General features: G+C 75.1%; 15 protein-coding genes. 8 read left to right on the top strand and 7 right to left on the bottom strand.

What is annotated here, in order from left to right:
- Positions 1-68: 68 nt before the first annotated feature.
- From ACFY0O_RS35850 to ACFY0O_RS35840, 3 genes are all read right to left on the bottom strand, one after another.
- Positions 69-1604: an SPFH domain-containing protein gene (locus ACFY0O_RS35850; protein WP_388954814.1), complete on the bottom strand. Its 1536-nt coding sequence runs from the start codon at positions 1602-1604 to the stop codon at positions 69-71.
- 131 nt (positions 1605-1735) lie between these two features.
- Positions 1736-1942 carry a hypothetical protein gene (locus ACFY0O_RS35845; protein WP_388954892.1) on the bottom strand — a complete coding sequence of 69 codons (207 nt, stop codon included), beginning with the start codon at positions 1940-1942 and terminating at the stop codon, positions 1736-1738.
- A 67-nt stretch (positions 1943-2009) separates the two neighbouring features.
- Entirely contained in the window at positions 2010-2933 is a 924-nt protein-coding gene (locus ACFY0O_RS35840) for a DUF3027 domain-containing protein (protein WP_388954811.1), read from the bottom strand.
- Positions 2934-3292: 359 nt separating this feature from the next.
- Between ACFY0O_RS35840 and ACFY0O_RS35835 the strand changes: the two genes are divergently transcribed.
- The 4 genes from ACFY0O_RS35835 (at position 3293) to ACFY0O_RS35820 (ending at position 6909) form a co-directional block, all read left to right on the top strand.
- Positions 3293-4669: an MFS transporter gene (locus tag ACFY0O_RS35835; protein ID WP_388954889.1), complete on the top strand. Its 1377-nt coding sequence runs from the start codon at positions 3293-3295 to the stop codon at positions 4667-4669.
- 140 nt (positions 4670-4809) lie between these two features.
- The gene (locus ACFY0O_RS35830) at positions 4810-5307 is read left to right on the top strand and encodes a DUF2771 domain-containing protein (RefSeq protein ID WP_388954809.1); all 498 of its coding nucleotides are present in this window, start codon (positions 4810-4812) and stop codon (positions 5305-5307) included.
- A gap of 20 nt (positions 5308-5327) precedes the next feature.
- A complete protein-coding gene (locus ACFY0O_RS35825) occupies positions 5328-6056 on the top strand; it encodes a futalosine hydrolase (RefSeq protein ID WP_388954806.1) in 729 nt (242 codons plus the stop codon).
- On the top strand, positions 6040-6909 hold the full coding sequence (locus ACFY0O_RS35820) for a 1,4-dihydroxy-6-naphthoate synthase (protein WP_388954803.1): 870 nt from the start codon (positions 6040-6042) through the stop codon (positions 6907-6909). The genes ACFY0O_RS35825 and ACFY0O_RS35820 overlap by 17 nt, the downstream gene beginning before the upstream one ends.
- An 81-nt stretch (positions 6910-6990) precedes the next feature.
- On the opposite strand, the gene ACFY0O_RS35815 is transcribed toward ACFY0O_RS35820, so the two are convergent.
- The gene (locus ACFY0O_RS35815) at positions 6991-7374 is read right to left on the bottom strand and encodes a cold-shock protein (RefSeq protein WP_388954800.1); all 384 of its coding nucleotides are present in this window, start codon (positions 7372-7374) and stop codon (positions 6991-6993) included.
- Positions 7375-7551: 177 nt separating this feature from the next.
- Here ACFY0O_RS35815 and ACFY0O_RS35810 point away from each other — a divergent pair, with 177 nt between their 5' ends.
- Positions 7552-7806 carry a hypothetical protein gene (locus ACFY0O_RS35810; RefSeq protein ID WP_079429079.1) on the top strand — a complete coding sequence of 85 codons (255 nt, stop codon included), beginning with the start codon at positions 7552-7554 and terminating at the stop codon, positions 7804-7806.
- A gap of 21 nt (positions 7807-7827) precedes the next feature.
- On the opposite strand, the gene ACFY0O_RS35805 is transcribed toward ACFY0O_RS35810, so the two are convergent.
- Both ACFY0O_RS35805 and ACFY0O_RS35800 read right to left on the bottom strand, forming a co-directional pair.
- Positions 7828-8463 carry an HAD family hydrolase gene (locus ACFY0O_RS35805; RefSeq protein ID WP_358895984.1) on the bottom strand — a complete coding sequence of 212 codons (636 nt, stop codon included), beginning with the start codon at positions 8461-8463 and terminating at the stop codon, positions 7828-7830.
- Positions 8464-8689: 226 nt separating this feature from the next.
- A complete protein-coding gene (locus tag ACFY0O_RS35800) occupies positions 8690-9640 on the bottom strand; it encodes a hypothetical protein (protein ID WP_388954796.1) in 951 nt (316 codons plus the stop codon).
- A 233-nt stretch (positions 9641-9873) separates the two neighbouring features.
- On the opposite strand from ACFY0O_RS35800, the gene ACFY0O_RS35795 reads away from it, so the two are divergent.
- From ACFY0O_RS35795 to ACFY0O_RS35785, 3 genes are all read left to right on the top strand, one after another.
- Positions 9874-12252 (top strand): helicase C-terminal domain-containing protein, encoded by a 2379-nt coding sequence (locus tag ACFY0O_RS35795; RefSeq protein ID WP_388954887.1) that lies wholly within the window; start codon positions 9874-9876, stop codon positions 12250-12252.
- Between the two features lie 47 nt (positions 12253-12299).
- Positions 12300-12902 carry a DUF4291 domain-containing protein gene (locus ACFY0O_RS35790; protein ID WP_388954793.1) on the top strand — a complete coding sequence of 201 codons (603 nt, stop codon included), beginning with the start codon at positions 12300-12302 and terminating at the stop codon, positions 12900-12902.
- Positions 12903-13006: 104 nt separating this feature from the next.
- The gene (locus ACFY0O_RS35785; RefSeq protein WP_358895981.1) at positions 13007-14650 is read left to right on the top strand and encodes a DNA repair helicase XPB; all 1644 of its coding nucleotides are present in this window, start codon (positions 13007-13009) and stop codon (positions 14648-14650) included.
- On the opposite strand, the gene ACFY0O_RS35780 is transcribed toward ACFY0O_RS35785, so the two are convergent.
- Positions 14616-15515 carry a glycosyltransferase 87 family protein gene (locus ACFY0O_RS35780; RefSeq protein ID WP_388954789.1) on the bottom strand — a complete coding sequence of 300 codons (900 nt, stop codon included), beginning with the start codon at positions 15513-15515 and terminating at the stop codon, positions 14616-14618. The genes ACFY0O_RS35785 and ACFY0O_RS35780 overlap by 35 nt on opposite strands.
- Between the last annotated feature and the right edge of the window lie 61 nt (positions 15516-15576).

Raw genomic sequence — 15576 nt, 5'->3', positions numbered from 1 at the left:
GTACGCGGGGCCGACGGGCCCCGCGTAGGCCGCGCGTACAACCGGCCGGCGCCGGCGCCTGACGTCGGTCAGGTGCGGTCCTCGTCGAGGGGGATCCGGGTGCGGCCGCCGGGGGCCGTGCCGTTCACGGGGGCGGCGGCGGGGGCCTGCGCCTCCCCGCCCCCCTCGCCCTTCTGCCGATCGGCCATCGAGGCCAGCAGCTGCCGGGCCACGCCCAGCCCCGTGCCGCCCATCGTCAGGGCCTTCGCGAACATCTCCGACATCCCCTCGGCCCCGTTCAGCAGCACCATGTGCTCGACGTTGCCGAAGGCACCCGCGCCCGCCTGGACGATCGCCGGCCAGTTCTCCGCGAGCTGCTGGGCGACCACGGCCTCCTGGTTCTCCGCCAGCGCCGCCGCCCGCGCCTTGATCGCCTCGGCCTCCGCCAGACCCTTGGCCTTGGCCGCCTCCGCCTGCGCGAGACCGTTCGCCCGCGCCGACTCGGCCGCCGCGAGGCCCTTGGCCTGGGTGGCCGCCGCCTCCGCCTCACCGCCGACCCGGGTCGCGGTGGCCGCCGCGTGCCCGCGCGCCTCGGTGGCCTGGGCCTCGGCGGCCGCGGCCGTCTTGACCCGGGTCGCCTCGGCGGCGGCCGCCAGCTCGGTCTCCTTCGCCTTGGCCTGCGCCGCCGAGATGCGGGCGTCGCGCTCCGCCTCGGCGAGCGTCCTCGTCTGGTACGCCGCCGCGTCCGCGGGCTTGCGCACGTCGGCCTGGAGCTGCTGCTCCCGCCGGTGCGCCTCCAGCTCCGCGACCCGGGTCTCCTGCACGACGACCTCCTGGCGGGCGGCCGCCTCGGACAGCGGGCCCGCCTGCCGGGCGGTGGCCGCGGCCTTGTCCCGTTCGGCCTGGTAGCCGGCCTGGAGGATCTCGCTGTCCCGGGTTGCCTCGGCCATCCGGGCGAAGGCCGTCTGCTCGGCCTCCGTCGCCAGCCGGTTCGCCTCGGCCTGGGCGATGCGCGCGTCGCGCTGCACGGCGGCCGCGTGCGGCATCGCGAGGTTCTTGATGTACCCCGTCGGGTCCTCGATCTCGTGGATCTGCAGCGAGTCCACGATCAGCCCGAGCTTCTCCATCTCGGTCCCGCAGGCCGCCCGGGTCTGCCCGGTCAGCTTCTCCCGGTCGCGGATCATGTCCTCGACCGTCAGACCACCGACGATGGACCGCAGATGGCCGGCGAAGACGATGTGCACCCGCTCGGGCATCATCTTCTGCTGGTCGAGGAAACGGCGCGCGGCGTTGGCGATGGACACGTAGTCGTCGCCGATCTTGAAGATCACGACGCCCTTGACCCGCAGCGGGATCCCCTGGTGGGTCACGCAGTCCACGTTCAGCTGCGTCTCGTTGAGGTCCAGCGACAGCTTGCGCACCGCCTGCACACCGGGCAGGACGAGCGTGCCCCGGCCGGTGACGATCCGGAAGCCCATGCCCTCGCCGATGCCCTCGGTCTTGTGCGTGGACCCGGAGATGACGAGCGCCTCGTTCGGTTCGGCCACCCGCCACATGAGCTTGAACAGGCCGATCAAGGCAATGATTGCGGCGAGAACCACTCCCGCCACGACGCCGATAGCCATCGGCAACGCCCCCTTAGCGCGGCGCCGTTCGGCACCGACGGGGGTGAGTGTGCGCCTGCGCGGGGGTGCTGGAGAAGTGGCTGGATCATTCTTGTCGCCATCTTGATACGAGGGGCGACGGCGACCGGCCCTCAGCCCTCGTACACGGCCATCACGTAGACGGTGCGCGGCGCCTGGTACTCCACGACGGTGACCACCGCCCCGACCGCGATCCGCGCGCTCTCCCCCGGGGCGGGGTACGCGAGGAAGTGCTCGGCGCCGCCCCGGACGCGCACGATGACCTCCCCGACCAGCCCCGGCCCGACGAGCCCGGTCACCCGCCCGGTCATCCCCACCATGTCCATGGGGCCGAGCGTACGGCGTCACCGCGCCGCGGAGCAGGCCCCCGCGGCGGCAGCGCGACGGCTACGAGTGCCCGAGGTCCTCGGACGGCAGGCCCGCCACGGGCACCGACCCCGTGTCGGCGGCCGGCCGCAGCGGGAACTCGTCGATCGCCATCGAGTCCAGCACCGGCTCCGCCGGCTTCGGCGGCTTCGGCATCACCGCCGCCTCCGAGTGCCCCCCGCAGCCGTACGACAGCGACACCAGCCGCCCGTCCGCCGGCCCGAACTCGTTCGCGCACACCCCGAAGGCCTGCCCCAGCGACCCTCCGATGGCCACCAGGAAGCCGCACGACACGCACGACGCCGGCGCCGCCTGCGCCATCGGCGTCTTCGACCCGAAGGCCTCGTCCCAGCGGTCGGCGGCCGTGTGCAGCCCGTACCGGGACAGCACCCGCGCACGCCGCATCCCCAGCTCTTCGGCGACGGCCGTGATCGACCCGCGCGCCGGCACGACCGCCCGGTCGGTGACGTCGGCGTCCTCCGCCTCCACCAGCTCGGCCATCTCCGGCGAGACCAGCGAGTTCGGCGGCGGCACGTCCTCGCCGGTGTACCCGGGCTCCAGCCTCAGGTCGTCCGCCTCCGTCGGGAGCAGGTCGCCCGGACCCATGTCGCCCGGACGCAGCCGCTCGCTCCACGGCACCCACTCGGGCGCGAGCAGCGCGTCGTCACCCGGCAGCAGCACCGTTTCGTCCAGGGTGACGTTCTTGGCGCGCGACGCACGGGTGACCGTGACGGCCCAGCGCCAGCCGCGGTAGCCCGCTTCCTTGCACTCGAAGAAGTGCGTGACGACCCGGTCACCCTCCGCTACGACCGAGACGTGCTCGCCCACCACACCGGGGTAGGCGGCCTCCTCGGCCGCCTCGCGGGCGAGCTCCACGGCCTCGGCGCACAGGCGGTCGGGGGCGGGGGTACGCGGGGTACGGCTTCGCGTCGTCGCAGCACTCACAGGTCTCGTTCTCTCCTACGCCGTCTCACGAGTGCGCCGTCCGTACTGTCGTCCACAACGACCCAACGGTCTCGTCCGTACGTAGCGCGGGCGGAGCGGACCAGTGGGCCGCGTCGACGTCCGCGCCCCGATCGGCCTCGGGCGCACCCCATGTGATCCATTCTGCGGGATCGCGAAGAGGCGCGCGGCCAAGAGCAACCGCCGGTGGCGCGCTACGCACGCTACCTCCTCCGACGGCTTCGGCCCACATGCGAGGTCCGATTCGCGGACATCGGCGCCCCCCGGGCGACCCCCGGACGACCCGCCGGACCACCCCCTCGTCCCGCCCGGACGCGCCGGGGCGGGTCCCGGGGGGCGCTCTGGGGCACTATGTCCAAGTGGCTCCCGTACGGTCGTCCGCAGACGGCTCGGGACCGGCCAGGCGGGCCGGCCGGGCGGTCGGGCGTGCCCTGCACCTCCCGTTCACCGGTACGGCACGCGGGATCCGGCGCGTCACGCACGCCCACGGCGCCGGGGAATCGGGGCTCGGCCGGCTGATCGAACTGCACGCGATCAACGGCGCCGGCGACGTCATGATCACGGTCGCGCTCGCCTCCACCGTCTTCTTCTCCGTTCCCACGGACGAGGCACGCGGACGGGTGGCCCTGTACCTGGCCATCACCATGGCCCCCTTCACCCTGCTGGCCCCCGTCATCGGCCCCCTGCTGGACCGGCTGCCGCACGGGCGGCGGGCGGCGATGGCGGGCGCGATGCTGACGCGGGCGCTGCTCGCGCTGACGATGTCGGGCGCGGTGGCGACGGGCGGGCTGGAGCTGTACCCGGCGGCCCTGGGCGTCCTGGTGGCGTCGAAGGCGTACGGAGTCGTCCGCAGCGCGGTGGTCCCGCGCCTCCTGCCGCCCGGGTTCTCCCTCGTGAAGGCCAACTCCCGGGTCACCCTCGCCGGCCTCCTCGCGACGGGCGCGGCGGCGCCGGTGGGGGCCGGACTGCACGCGCTCGGGCCGCCGTGGCCGCTGTACGGGGCCTGCGCGATCTTCGTGTGGGGGACGTTCGCGGCGTTCCAGCTGCCGCACAAGGTGGACGACGCCAAGGGCGAACGCCGGGCCCGCCTCTCCACCCACGAGGCCCACTCGAAACGGCCCGGGCTGCGCACGGTGAGCCGTCCGGTGCTCTGCGGGCTCCTCGCGAACGCGGCGATGCGGGTGCTGTCCGGGTTCCTGATCTTCTTCCTGGCGTTCCTGCTGCGCGAGCAGCCGCTGGGCGGCCAGAGCGCGGCGGTGTCCCTCGGCATCGTGGGCGCCTCCGCGGGCGTGGGCAACGCGTGCGGGACGGCGGTGGGGGCGTGGCTGCGGGCCCGCGCCCCGGAGGCGATCGTGGCCGCCGTCCTGTCCGCCACGCTGGGCGTGGCGATCCTCTCGGCCCTGGTCTTCAGCGGCCCGTTCATGGCGGTCCTGGCCGGCACGGCGGGCTTCTGCCAGGCGCTGGCGAAGCTGTCGCTGGACGCGATGATCCAGCGCGACGTCCCGGAGGCCGTCCGCACGTCGGCCTTCGCCCGCTCGGAGACGCTGCTGCAGATGGCGTGGGTGGTGGGGGGCGGCATCGGCATCGCCCTGCCGCTGAACGGGGTCCTTGGGATGGCGGTCGCCTCGGCGGTCGTCGCCCTGGGCACCGCGGTGGCCCTGCGCGGCTTCCTCACCACCCGCCACCCCCGTGGCTCCACCCGCACCCGGGTGGCGTAGGGGCGGGGCGGCGAAATCCAGCCCCGCCGGCGTTTGAGGCGCGGGGGTCCGGGGGCGGAGCCCCCGGCGGAGGGCAGGGCCACGCCGCCGTACACCCCCCGTGCGGCGGCGCGGCCCACCGGCCCGATAGCCTTCGGCTCATGACCGCACCGCTTTTCCCGGGTAGGGCCCGCCGCAGCGTCGCGGCCCTCGGAGCCGTGTCCGCCGGCCTCCTCCTCCTGTCCGCCTGCGACAGCGACAAGCCGACGCCGCTCGCGACCGTGACCGTCGGCAGCTCGTCGGTGTCCGCCGAGGCCGAGTGCCGCTCCGACGGCAAGGACCTCTCCATGGACAAGGTCCAGGAGTGCCTCACCGGCAAGAAGAACGCCAAGACCATCGAGTACGGCCGCGGCGACACGCTGCGCCTCGGCGTCGAGCCGAAGGTCGTCGAGGACGGCAAGAAGTGGCAGGCGGTCCTCGACGGCCAGCCGATCACCGAGCCCTCCGCGAACACCTACCGCAGCTTCGCGGGCGCCGACGTCTTCGCGACCGGCGGCCAGGGCGAGGCGCCCCAGTCGAAGATGCTGAGCTTCGTCCAGGTCGGCGAGGACGGCAAGCCCCTCGCCGTCTGGTCCTTCAAGCTCAAGCTCAAGAAGTAACAAGCGGCAGGCGCAACAGCGTGCGCGCGCTGATCGTGACCGCCGTGGCCGCGGAGGCCGACTCCGCGGCCTCCGGGCTCACCCCTCATCAGGACCCGGTCACACCCGAACCGCGCACCCTGCCCGGGGGGTACCTCATCACCCGCCGGGACCTGCCCGGCCTCGCCGCCGACGTGCTCGTCGGCGGGGTCGGCCCGGCCTCCGCCGCGGCCGCCACGGCCACCGCCCTCGCGCTGGCCGACTACTCGCTCGTCATCTCCGCCGGCATCGGCGGCGGGTTCGCGCCCGCCGCCCCGCCCGGCTCGCTCGTGGTCGCCGACGCGCTCGTCGCCGCCGACCTGGGGGCCGAGACCCCCGACGGCTTCGTCCCCGTGCAGGAGCTCGGCTTCGGCCGCAGCGTGCACCTTCCGCCCGCCGAGCTGGCCGCCCGGGCCGCCGAGGCCACCGGGGCGCTGCTCGCGCCCGTCCTCACCGTCTCCACCGTCACCGGCAGCGCCGCCCGCGCCGCCGAGCTCGCCGCCCGGCACCCGCTCGCCGGCGCCGAGGCCATGGAGGGCTTCGGGGTGGCGGAGGCGGCCGCCGCGCACGGGCTGCCGGTGCTGGAGATCCGCGCCGTGTCCAACGCCGTCGGGCCGCGCGACCGGGCCGCCTGGCGGATCGGGGACGCGCTGGCCGCCCTCGCCGACGGGTTCCGCGCGCTGGGACCCGTACTCGTCACCTGGGGAGAACGCCATGACCGCGACCGCTGACCACACCCCCCTGAGCACGCTCGACATCGCCTATTCCCCCTGCCCGAACGACACCTTCGTCTTCGACGCGTGGGCGCACGGCCGCGTCCCGGGGGCGCCCGCCCTCGACGTGACCTTCGCCGACATCGACGTCACCAACGGCATGGCCGAGCGCGGCGAGCTGGACGTGCTGAAGGTGTCGTACGCGGTACTGCCGTGGGTGCTGGAGGAGTACGCCCTGCTGCCCTGCGGCGGCGCCCTGGGACGCGGCTGCGGCCCCCTCGTCCTCACCCGCGAGCCCGGCCTGGACCTGACGGGCAGGACGGTCGCGGTACCGAGCGAGCGCTCCACCGCGTACCTGCTGTTCCGGCTGTGGGCGGCGGACGTGCTGCCCGCCGGGGTCGGCGAGGTCGTCGTGCTGCCCTTCCACGAGATCATGCCGGCGGTGCGCGACGGCCGGGTCGACGCCGGGCTCGTCATCCACGAGGCCCGGTTCACCTATCAGGAGTACGGGCTGCACTGCCTGGCCGACATGGGCGAGCACTGGGAGTCCACCACCGGCCTGCCGATCCCGCTCGGCGCGATCATCGCCAAGCGGTCCCTGGGCGCCGACACCCTGCGCGCGCTGGCCGAGGCGGCCCGTACGTCGGTGCGGATGGCCTGGGAGGACCCCGAGGCCTCCCGGCCCTACGTACGGGCGCACGCGCAGGAACTGGACCCGAAGGTCGCCGACCAGCACATCGGGCTGTACGTGAACGAGTTCACCGCCGACCTGGGCGACGCCGGCTACGCGGCCGTGCGCGGGCTGCTGACCAGGGCCGCTGCCGAAGGCCTGGTGCCGGCCATCGCCCCGGACGCGCTGAGCTTCCCGTAGGCGCTCCCCGCACACGACGGCGCCCCGCGGCTCGGACGAGCGGCGGGGCACCGGGCTACGCGTGAGGAAACGATCCGACGATCAGACGTCCAGCTGGTCGGCCACCGCCCGCAGCAGGCCGGCGATCTTCGCGCCGTGCACCTTGTCGGGGTAGCGGCCGCGCTCGAGCATCGGGGTGATGTTCTCCAGCAGGGTCGTCAGGTCCTGCACGATCGAGGCGAGCTCGTCGGGCTTGCGCCGCTGCGCGGCCGCCACGGACGGCGTCGGCTCCAGCACGACCACCGAAAGCGCCTGGTCACCGCGCTGCCCCGCGACGACACCGAACTCCACGCGCTGCCCGGGCTTGAGCGCCTCGACCCCATCGGGGAGCACCGACGAGTGCACGAAGACGTCTCCGCCGTCGTCTCGGGAGAGAAAGCCGAAGCCCTTCTCGCTGTTGAACCACTTGACCTTGCCGGTAGGCACGTCCGTCCTCTGTCCTTGTGCTCGTCGGGTCCGGTTTGCCGAGGTGAACGGCTCCGGATAGCAGTACAGCGGGTCCTTCGACCCGCCTCCTCCAGGCTAATGGTCCTGAAACGGGTGGCAAGACGTTCCCCGGTCCTTCGCGCTGGACCGCTTCGGCCAGGGAACTACCCTGGTGGGGTGACTGTTACTCCTCACCCCGACGAAGCACGCCCCGGCGACGGGCTGGTCAAGGCCGGCGGCATCGTCTTCATCGTGGGCGCCGTGGCGACCCTCGTGACGATCGCCCCGCTGTTCCTGGGCACCGACCCGTTCCCGTCGTACGCGTGGGCGGTGTGCATGCTCATGGGCGTCGGCTTCGCGATCTCCGCCGCCGGCGTGCTCCGCTCGGCGGCGGCCCAGCGCCGGGCGGCCCGGGCGTCCCAGGCCGCCTGACGCCTGACGCCTGACGCCTCCTCAGGCCGAGAGGGTGCGGGCGAACTCCGCCAGCCACTGCGGCAGCGCGGTGAGGTCGTCCAGCACCACGTCGGCCCCGGCCTCGCGCAGCTCCTCCGCCGCGCACGGCCCGGTCGCCACCGCCACCGACACCGCCCCGGCCGTCCGGGCGCCGCGCACGTCGCCGATGTGGTCGCCGACGTAGACCTGCGCGCCGTACTCGCGCAGCGCCTTGGCCTTGCCCTCGGCCCAGAGCCACCCGATGACGGCGTCGGCCTCTATCCCGAGGTGCTCGAGGTGCTGGCGGGCGTTGGGCTCGTTCTTCGCCGTCACCACGATGGCCCGCCCGCCGAGCGCCTGGACGGCCTTGACGGCCTCACGGGCCCCGGCCATCGCGGGCGTCGGCTCGATGGCGTGGTCGGGGTACATCTCCCGGTAGAGGTCCCGCATCGCGGGGATCTGCTCCTCGGGGAACCAGTACGCCAGCTCCTCCTCCAGCGGGGGCCCGAGACGCGTGATGGCCAGGTCGGCGTCGATGAACGCCCCGGTCTTCGCGGCGAGCGCCGACCAGGCGGCGTGGATGCCGGGGCGGGAGTCGATGAGCGTCATGTCGAGGTCGAACCCGACGGTGAGCTGTGGGGGGATGTGGGAGGTCATAGCGCCATTGTGCCGAGACTCCAGCGAACCACGTGAGGCTAAGCGGAGGTTGGCTTATCGGATAACGTTATTTGGCGGAATGTCAGCTCTTGCCCCATTTTTAGACCAAGCCTTCGCCGTGCGGAGGGTGGGGAGGGGCGGGAAGCAGCCGCCTTCCCTCGGGCGGAACCGGTCCGGCAGGCCGGGCGGGGGAGGCCGGGACCCCGCCCTCCCCCGCCCCGCCCCCCTACCTGCGCCTGCTGCGCCAGCCCAGGTACGCCGCCAGGGTGGCGCTCGCTGTGCGGGCCAGGGTGGGCCACATGGACTGGAAGGCCGGGCCCAGCTGCGTCTGCGGGAGGGGGTCGCCCCAGCGGCCCGTGGCGCGGCCCCACAGCCACAGCATCGCCGCGGTGAAGACCGCGGCGGGCACGCCCAGGATCACCCACTTGCGCTCCTGCGGACCGAGCACCCGGGACACGTACGCCACCACCGCGCCCGCCCCGAGCAGCGGCCAGTACCCCGTCAGCGCCCCCGCGGCCAGCAGCAGCGCCGCCAGCAGGAGGAAGCCGTGCGGGCGCGGGCGCGCCCCCGCGGCCCCCTCCGCGGCCGGCGGCTGCGAGCTCTTCCCGCGCTGCCGGAGGTACGCCAGCAGGCCGCCCGGCGCGGCCGGCGGGGCGGCTTCGGGCGCGGGGTCCTCCTCGGCGCGCCCCAGCAGCTCGGGGATCTCGATGCCGCCCGCGAAGCCCTCGACCTGCGGCCCGCGCCCGGCGGCCGGGAGCCGCCACCAGTCGGGTTCGCCGTGGTCCGCGGACGGGCCGCCCAGCTCGTCCAGCCCCGCCAGGTGCGGCGGCACGTTCCGCGGCTCGGGAACACCGGAAGGGGCGGCCCGCTTCACCCCCGGACGGCGGCGGTTGCCGCGCTGGCGCGGTACCGAGACCGGGGCGACGGCGGCCGGGGGGACGGGGTCGGCGGTGGCGGCCACCGCGTCCAGCACCTCCTCCGGCGTGCCGAGGCGCCGCAGGACGGCCCGCACCGCCTCCGGGGTCTCCGGGTCGAAGCGGGCGCGCCGCCGGTCGATCTCGTCGCGCAGCCCCGACACGAGCCGCATCCGGTCCCCCGACGACAGCTGCCGCTGCTGCGCCAAGTCCCCGACCCGGCTCAGGTATTCGTAGACCAGATGGTCGCTCTCGATCCCCACGCCCCAGAAGGTAGCGCGTGCGGGCGTGGAGCGGCCGTCGGCGCAGCGGATACCGTTGCCCGGATGGGGACCGGCCGACGACCGGCCGACGTGACCAGGAGGCGAGCACCGTGCCCGAGGGAAGTCCGCAGGGAAGCGCCGCGACGCACACGCAGCGGGGCACCGCGCACGCCACGACGGAAGCTCCGCCCGGCACCGGCGCCCCCACCCCGCCCCGCTCCCTCGCGGAGGCGCTGCGCGGCCGGGACGACGCGGCGCTCGCCGCGCTGCTGCACGCCCGCCCCGACCTGCTGAACCCGGTGCCCGGCGACATCACGCAGCTGGCCACCCGCGCCGGTACCCGGGCCTCCGTCGTGCGGGCGCTGGACCGCCTCGACCGGTTCGCCCTGCAGACGGCGGAGGCCCTCGCGGTGGCCCCCGACCCGTGCCCGTACCCGGTGCTGGAGGAGCTGCTGACCGGGACCGGTGGCGGGGACGCCGAGGGCCGGGCGGCCCGCGACGCCCTCCCCCGGGCTCTGGGGACCCTGCGCGACCAGGCGCTGGTGTGGGGGGACGACGACCGGCTGCGCCTGGTCCGCACCGCCCGGGAGCTGCTCGCCCCCTCGGCGCAGCGGCCCTCCCCGACGGGGCTGGGGCCGACCGTCGCGGAGGCCACGGCGGGGATGTCGCCGACCCGGGTCCAGGAGATCGTGGCGGCCGTGGGGCTGCCCCCGACCCACGACCCCGTCTCGGCGGTGGCGGCCCTGACCGGGCTGTTCACCGACCCGGAGCGGATGTCGGCGCTGCTGGACGAGGCCCCGGCGGAGGCGCACCAGGTGCTGGGGCGCCTGGTGTGGGGGCCGCCGTACGGGGAGGTGACGCCGAACCCGGCGCCGCCCGTGCGCTGGCTGCGGGACCGGGGGCTGCTGCTGCCGGCCTCGGCGCGGACGGTCGTGCTGCCGCGCGAGGTGGCGCTGCACCTGCGGGGCGGGCTCGCGCACCGGGAGACGGCGCCGGTCGCGCCGCCGGTCGGCGCGCACCGCGAGCACCGTCCACAGCTTGTGGACGCGAACGCCGCCGGGCAGGCGCTGGCGGCGCTGGCCACCGTCGAGGAGCTGGTGAAGTCCTGGGAGCACGCCGGTCCGCTGGTGCTGCGGGCGGGCGGGCTGGCCGTGCGCGACCTGAAGCGGGCGGCGTCGACGCTGGACACCACCGAGCAGGCGGCGGCGTTCTGGATCGAACTCGCCTACGCGGCCGGGCTGGTGGCCAGTGACGGCGCGGCCGACGAGCGGTACGCGCCCACCCCCGCCTTCGACGACTGGCGCGAACTGCCGCCCGCCGCACGCTGGTCGGCGCTGGCCTCGGCCTGGCTGGCCGCCACCCGCACGCCGGGGCTGGTCGGCGAGCAGGACGCCAAGGGCCGCACCCTGTCGGTGCTCGGCCCCGACCTGGACCGTTCGCCCGCGCCCGAGGTGCGCCGCCGGGTCCTCGAACTCCTCGCCGCGCTGCCCGAGGGCGGCTCCCCCGACCCGGACGCGCTGCTGGAGCGGCTCGCGTGGGAGCGGCCCGAGCGCGGCACGAGCGACCTGCGCGCCCGGCTCGCGCACTGGACCCTGCACGACGCGGAGGTGCTGGGCGTCACCGGCCGGGGCGCGCTCAGCGTGTTCGGCCGGGCCCTGCTGGAGGGCCGCGACCCGGCGCCGCTGCTGGCGCCGCTGCTGCCGGAGCCGGTGGACCACGTCCTGCTCCAGGCGGACCTGACGGCGGTGGCGCCGGGTCCGCTGCGGCGGCCGCTGGGCGACGTGCTGGCGGTGCTGGCGGACGTGGAGTCCAAGGGCGGGGCGACGGTCTACCGGTTCACTCCGGGTTCGGTGCGCCGGGCCCTGGACTCCGGCCAGACCGCCTCCGACCTGCACGCCTTCCTCGCCGAGCACAGCCGCACCCCGGTCCCGCAGCCGCTGGCGTACCTGATCGACGACGTGGCGCGGCGGCACGGGCACCTGCGGGTCGGCGCGGCCTCCTCGTACGTGCGCTGCGACGACGACGCCATGCTGGGCGAGATCCTGGCCGACAAGCGTTCGGCGGGCCTGGGGCTGCGCCGGCTCGCGCCGACGGTGCTGGCGGCGCAGGCGGAGCCGGGGGCGCTGCTCGACGGGCTGCGGGCGATGGGCTATGCCCCGGCGGCGGAGTCCCGTACGGGCGACGTGCTGGTGGCGCGGGCGGCCGCGTACCGCACCCCGGAGCGCACGGCGCCGGTGCCGGTGCCGGACGGGCCGCCCGTGCCGGACGCGACGCTGCTGGGCGCGGCCGTCCGGGCGGTCCGGGCGGGTGACCTGGCGGCGACGGCGGTCCGCAAGGAGCCGGCCGGGCAGTCGGCCGCCCCGGGGCCGGGCGAACTGCCGCGCACCAGCGCGGCGGAGACCCTGGCGACGGTGCAGGCGGCGGCGCTGACCGGGTCGGCGGTGTGGATCGGGTACGTCAACGCCGAGGGCGCGGCGAGCCAGCGGGTCATCGCACCCGTGCGGGTGGAGGGCGGCTTCGTCACCGGCTACGACCACACGGCGGACGAGGTGCGCACGTACCCCCTGCACCGGATCACGGGGGTGGCGGAACTGGCGGAGGACCAGGTGTAGCCGAAAATGCCTGGCGGGCCCGGGTGCGCGGCCCGCACCCTGGGCCGATGCAGGAAGTCCCGGACCCCGTCCCCACCCGCCAGATCCGCGCCGCGCACACCGCCACCACCGTGACGGTGTACCAGGCGTACTCCCCCGCCCTGGGCCTCCCGGCGGCCCGCGACGGCCGCTTCCCGCCGGCCTGGAACCGGGAGCGGATGACGTGGATCAAGCCGTCGTTCCTGTGGATGATGTACCGCTGCGGCTGGGCCACGAAGGAGGGCCAGGAGACCGTGCTGGCCGTCGAGATCAGCCGCGAGGGCTTCGACGGGGCCCTGGCGCGGGCCTGCCTGTCGCACTACGTGCCGCGCGTGCACACCGACCGCGCGGACTGGAAGAAGACCCTGTCCCGCTCCCCGGTCCGCGTCCAGTGGGACCCGGAGCGCGACCTCGGCCTGAACCCGCTGCCCCACCGCTCCCTCCAGCTGGGCCTGTCGGGCCCGGCGTCGCGGGCTTACGCCGACGAGTGGACGGTCTCGATCCGCGACGTCACCCCGCTGGCCCGCGAGATCCACGGCCTGCTGCGCGCCGGCGACACGGACGCGGCCCGCGCCCTGCTCCCGGTGGAGACCCCGTACCCGTCGGGCCCGCTGCCCCACCTGGGCGCGTAGCCGAACGGCCCGGCAGGACGCCCACACCCGCGGCGGGATGCGGCAGACTGGAGGTTTGGCCGCCCGCGCCCGGGCGGCCGCCACCCCGCCGGAAAGGGACAGGCGTGAACGGGCCTCTCATCGTCCAGAGCGACAAAACTCTCCTCCTGGAGGTCGACCACGAGCTCGCCGGTGCCGCCCGCCGGGCCATCGCACCCTTCGCCGAGCTGGAGCGGGCCCCCGAGCACATCCACACGTACCGGATCACCCCGCTGGGGCTGTGGAACGCGCGGGCCGCCGGGCACGACGCCGAGCAGGTCGTGGACGCGCTCGTGGAGTTCTCCCGCTATCCCGTCCCGCACGCGCTGCTCGTCGACGTGGCCGAGACGATGGCCCGCTACGGGCGGCTGACCCTCTCCAAGCACCCCGTCCACGGGCTGGTGCTGACCAGCACGGACCGGCCCGTGCTGGAGGAGATCCTGCGGTCGAAGCGGATCGCGCCGCTGGTCGGGGCGCGGCTCGACGCCGACACGGTGGCGGTGCACCCGTCGGAGCGCGGGCAGATCAAGCAGACGCTGCTCAAGCTGGGCTGGCCGGCCGAGGACCTCGCCGGGTACGTGGACGGCGAGGCGCACCCGATCGAGCTGGAGGAGAACGGCTGGGCGCTGCGCCCGTACCAGGCGCAGGCCGTGGAGGGGTTCTGGCACGGCGGGTCGGGCGTGGTCGTGCTGCCCTGCGGGGCCGGGAAGACGCTGGTCGGTGCCGGGGCGATGGCGAAGGCCAAGGCGACCACGCTGATCCTGGTGACGAACACGGTCTCGGCGCGGCAGTGGAAGCACGAGCTGGTGAAGCGGACCTCGCTGACGGAGGAGGAGATCGGCGAGTACTCGGGGACGCGCAAGGAGATCCGGCCCGTCACCATCGCCACCTACCAGGTCCTGACCACGAAGCGGAAGGGCGTCTATCCGCACCTGGAGCTGTTCGACTCGCGGGACTGGGGGCTGATCCTCTACGACGAGGTGCACCTGCTGCCGGCGCCCGTCTTCAAGTTCACCGCCGACCTCCAGGCCCGCCGCCGCCTCGGGCTGACGGCGACGCTGGTGCGGGAGGACGGCCGGGAGTCGGACGTGTTCTCGCTGATCGGGCCGAAGCGGTTCGACGCCCCGTGGAAGGAGATCGAGGCGCAGGGCTACATCGCCCCGGCGGACTGCGTCGAGGTGCGGGTGAACCTGACCGAGTCGGAGCGGCTGGCGTACGCGACGGCCGAGACGGAGGAGAAGTACCGCTTCTGCGCGACGACCGCGACGAAGCGGAAGGTCACCGAGGCGCTGGTGCGCAAGCACCGGGGCGAGCAGACGCTGGTCATCGGGCAGTACATCGACCAGCTGGACGAGCTGGGCGAGCACCTGGACGCGCCCGTCATCAAGGGCGAGACCTCCAACGCGCAGCGCGAGAAGCTCTTCGACGCCTTCCGTGAGGGCGAGATCAACGTGCTGGTCGTCTCGAAGGTCGCGAACTTCTCCATCGACCTGCCCGAGGCCACCGTCGCCATCCAGGTGTCGGGCACCTTCGGGTCCCGGCAGGAGGAGGCGCAGCGCCTGGGCCGGGTGCTGCGGCCGAAGGCGGACGGGCACGAGGCGCGGTTCTACTCGGTCGTGGCGCGCGACACGATCGACCAGGACTTCGCCGCCCACCGCCAGCGCTTCCTGGCGGAGCAGGGCTACGCCTACCGGATCATGGACGCCGACGAGCTGCTCGCGGGCGACTGACCGGGGCGCCGTCCTCCTCCGCCGCCGTCTCCCGCCCCAGGGGCGGTCTCGGGGCGGGGATCGGAGCGGGGATCGGCGCGGGGATCGGCGCGGGGTTCGGGGCCGCCGTCGTGCGGTGGCGGTGGCGCCGGCGCCGGAGGGCGGCCGCCGTCCTCGCCGCGAGGGCGGTGAGCGGCGGGGCTGCCCACACCCACAGGTGCCGCCAGTGCAGCAGCGGGGCCCCGTCGGCCGTGGGCGGGTGGTGGGCCCAGAAGTGGGCGGAGGCCTCCGGGAGGACGAGGGCGCCGAGCAGGGCGGTGCCGGTGAAGCCGGCCAGGGCGGTCAGCCCGGCCCGGACCCGCCCGGTGAGCAGCAGGTACGGCATGAGCACCGCCGGGGTCAGGGTGATCCCGGCGGCGGTGCCCAGCGCGAAGCCCTTGCCGAGGGCGGCGCGCGGCCGGCCCAGGTCCCACAGGGCCAGGCAGGCCAGGGCCAGGTTGATCTGGCCGGGCAGCGGGCTCTGGAACAGCGGCTCCAGCCACAGCCCGGCGATGGTGGCGGCCAGGACGGCGCCCGGCCGGGCCCGTACTCCCGCGAGCCGGCAGGAGAGCAGGACCAGCAGGGCGAGCAGGCCGCCGTTCCCGAGGACGAGGACGGCCTTCAGCACGCCGGCCGGCAGCCAGGCGGCGGGCGTGAACAGGATCGCGGCGAAGGGCGGATAGCCGGCGGGCGGGTGCCAGTCGGCGGCGGAGAACCCGCTGAGGAGGGCGTCGGCGGTCGGGACCCGCAGGGCCACGCACAGGACGCCGAGGGCGAGGAGCGCCCCGGTGACCAGCATGCCGGCGAAGGGCGACGGCGAGCGGTCGGGAGCGGGGCTGCGGGTCACGCGCGAGACCCTAGTGGATCAGCACGGACCCCCGCCGGGATCCGGCCACACGCGCGTGACC

Origin of the sequence: Streptomyces sp. NPDC001594 (genome assembly GCF_042893675.1) — a bacterium.
GTDB lineage: Bacteria > Actinomycetota > Actinomycetes > Streptomycetales > Streptomycetaceae > Streptomyces.
The sequence above is the reverse complement of the archived record's forward strand: the minus strand, read 5'-3'. Positions and strand labels throughout refer to the sequence as shown.

Coding starts and splice junctions, on each gene's coding strand:
- ACFY0O_RS35850 (WP_388954814.1), bottom strand. CDS start 1,604: ATGGCTATCGGCGTCGTGGCGGGAGTGGTTCTCGCCGCAATCATTGCC.
- ACFY0O_RS35845 (WP_388954892.1), bottom strand. CDS start 1,942: ATGGTGGGGATGACCGGGCGGGTGACCGGGCTCGTCGGGCCGGGGCTG.
- ACFY0O_RS35830 (WP_388954809.1), top strand. CDS start 4,810: ATGACCGCACCGCTTTTCCCGGGTAGGGCCCGCCGCAGCGTCGCGGCC.
- ACFY0O_RS35820 (WP_388954803.1), top strand. CDS start 6,040: ATGACCGCGACCGCTGACCACACCCCCCTGAGCACGCTCGACATCGCC.
- ACFY0O_RS35805 (WP_358895984.1), bottom strand. CDS start 8,463: ATGACCTCCCACATCCCCCCACAGCTCACCGTCGGGTTCGACCTCGAC.
- ACFY0O_RS35790 (WP_388954793.1), top strand. CDS start 12,300: ATGCAGGAAGTCCCGGACCCCGTCCCCACCCGCCAGATCCGCGCCGCG.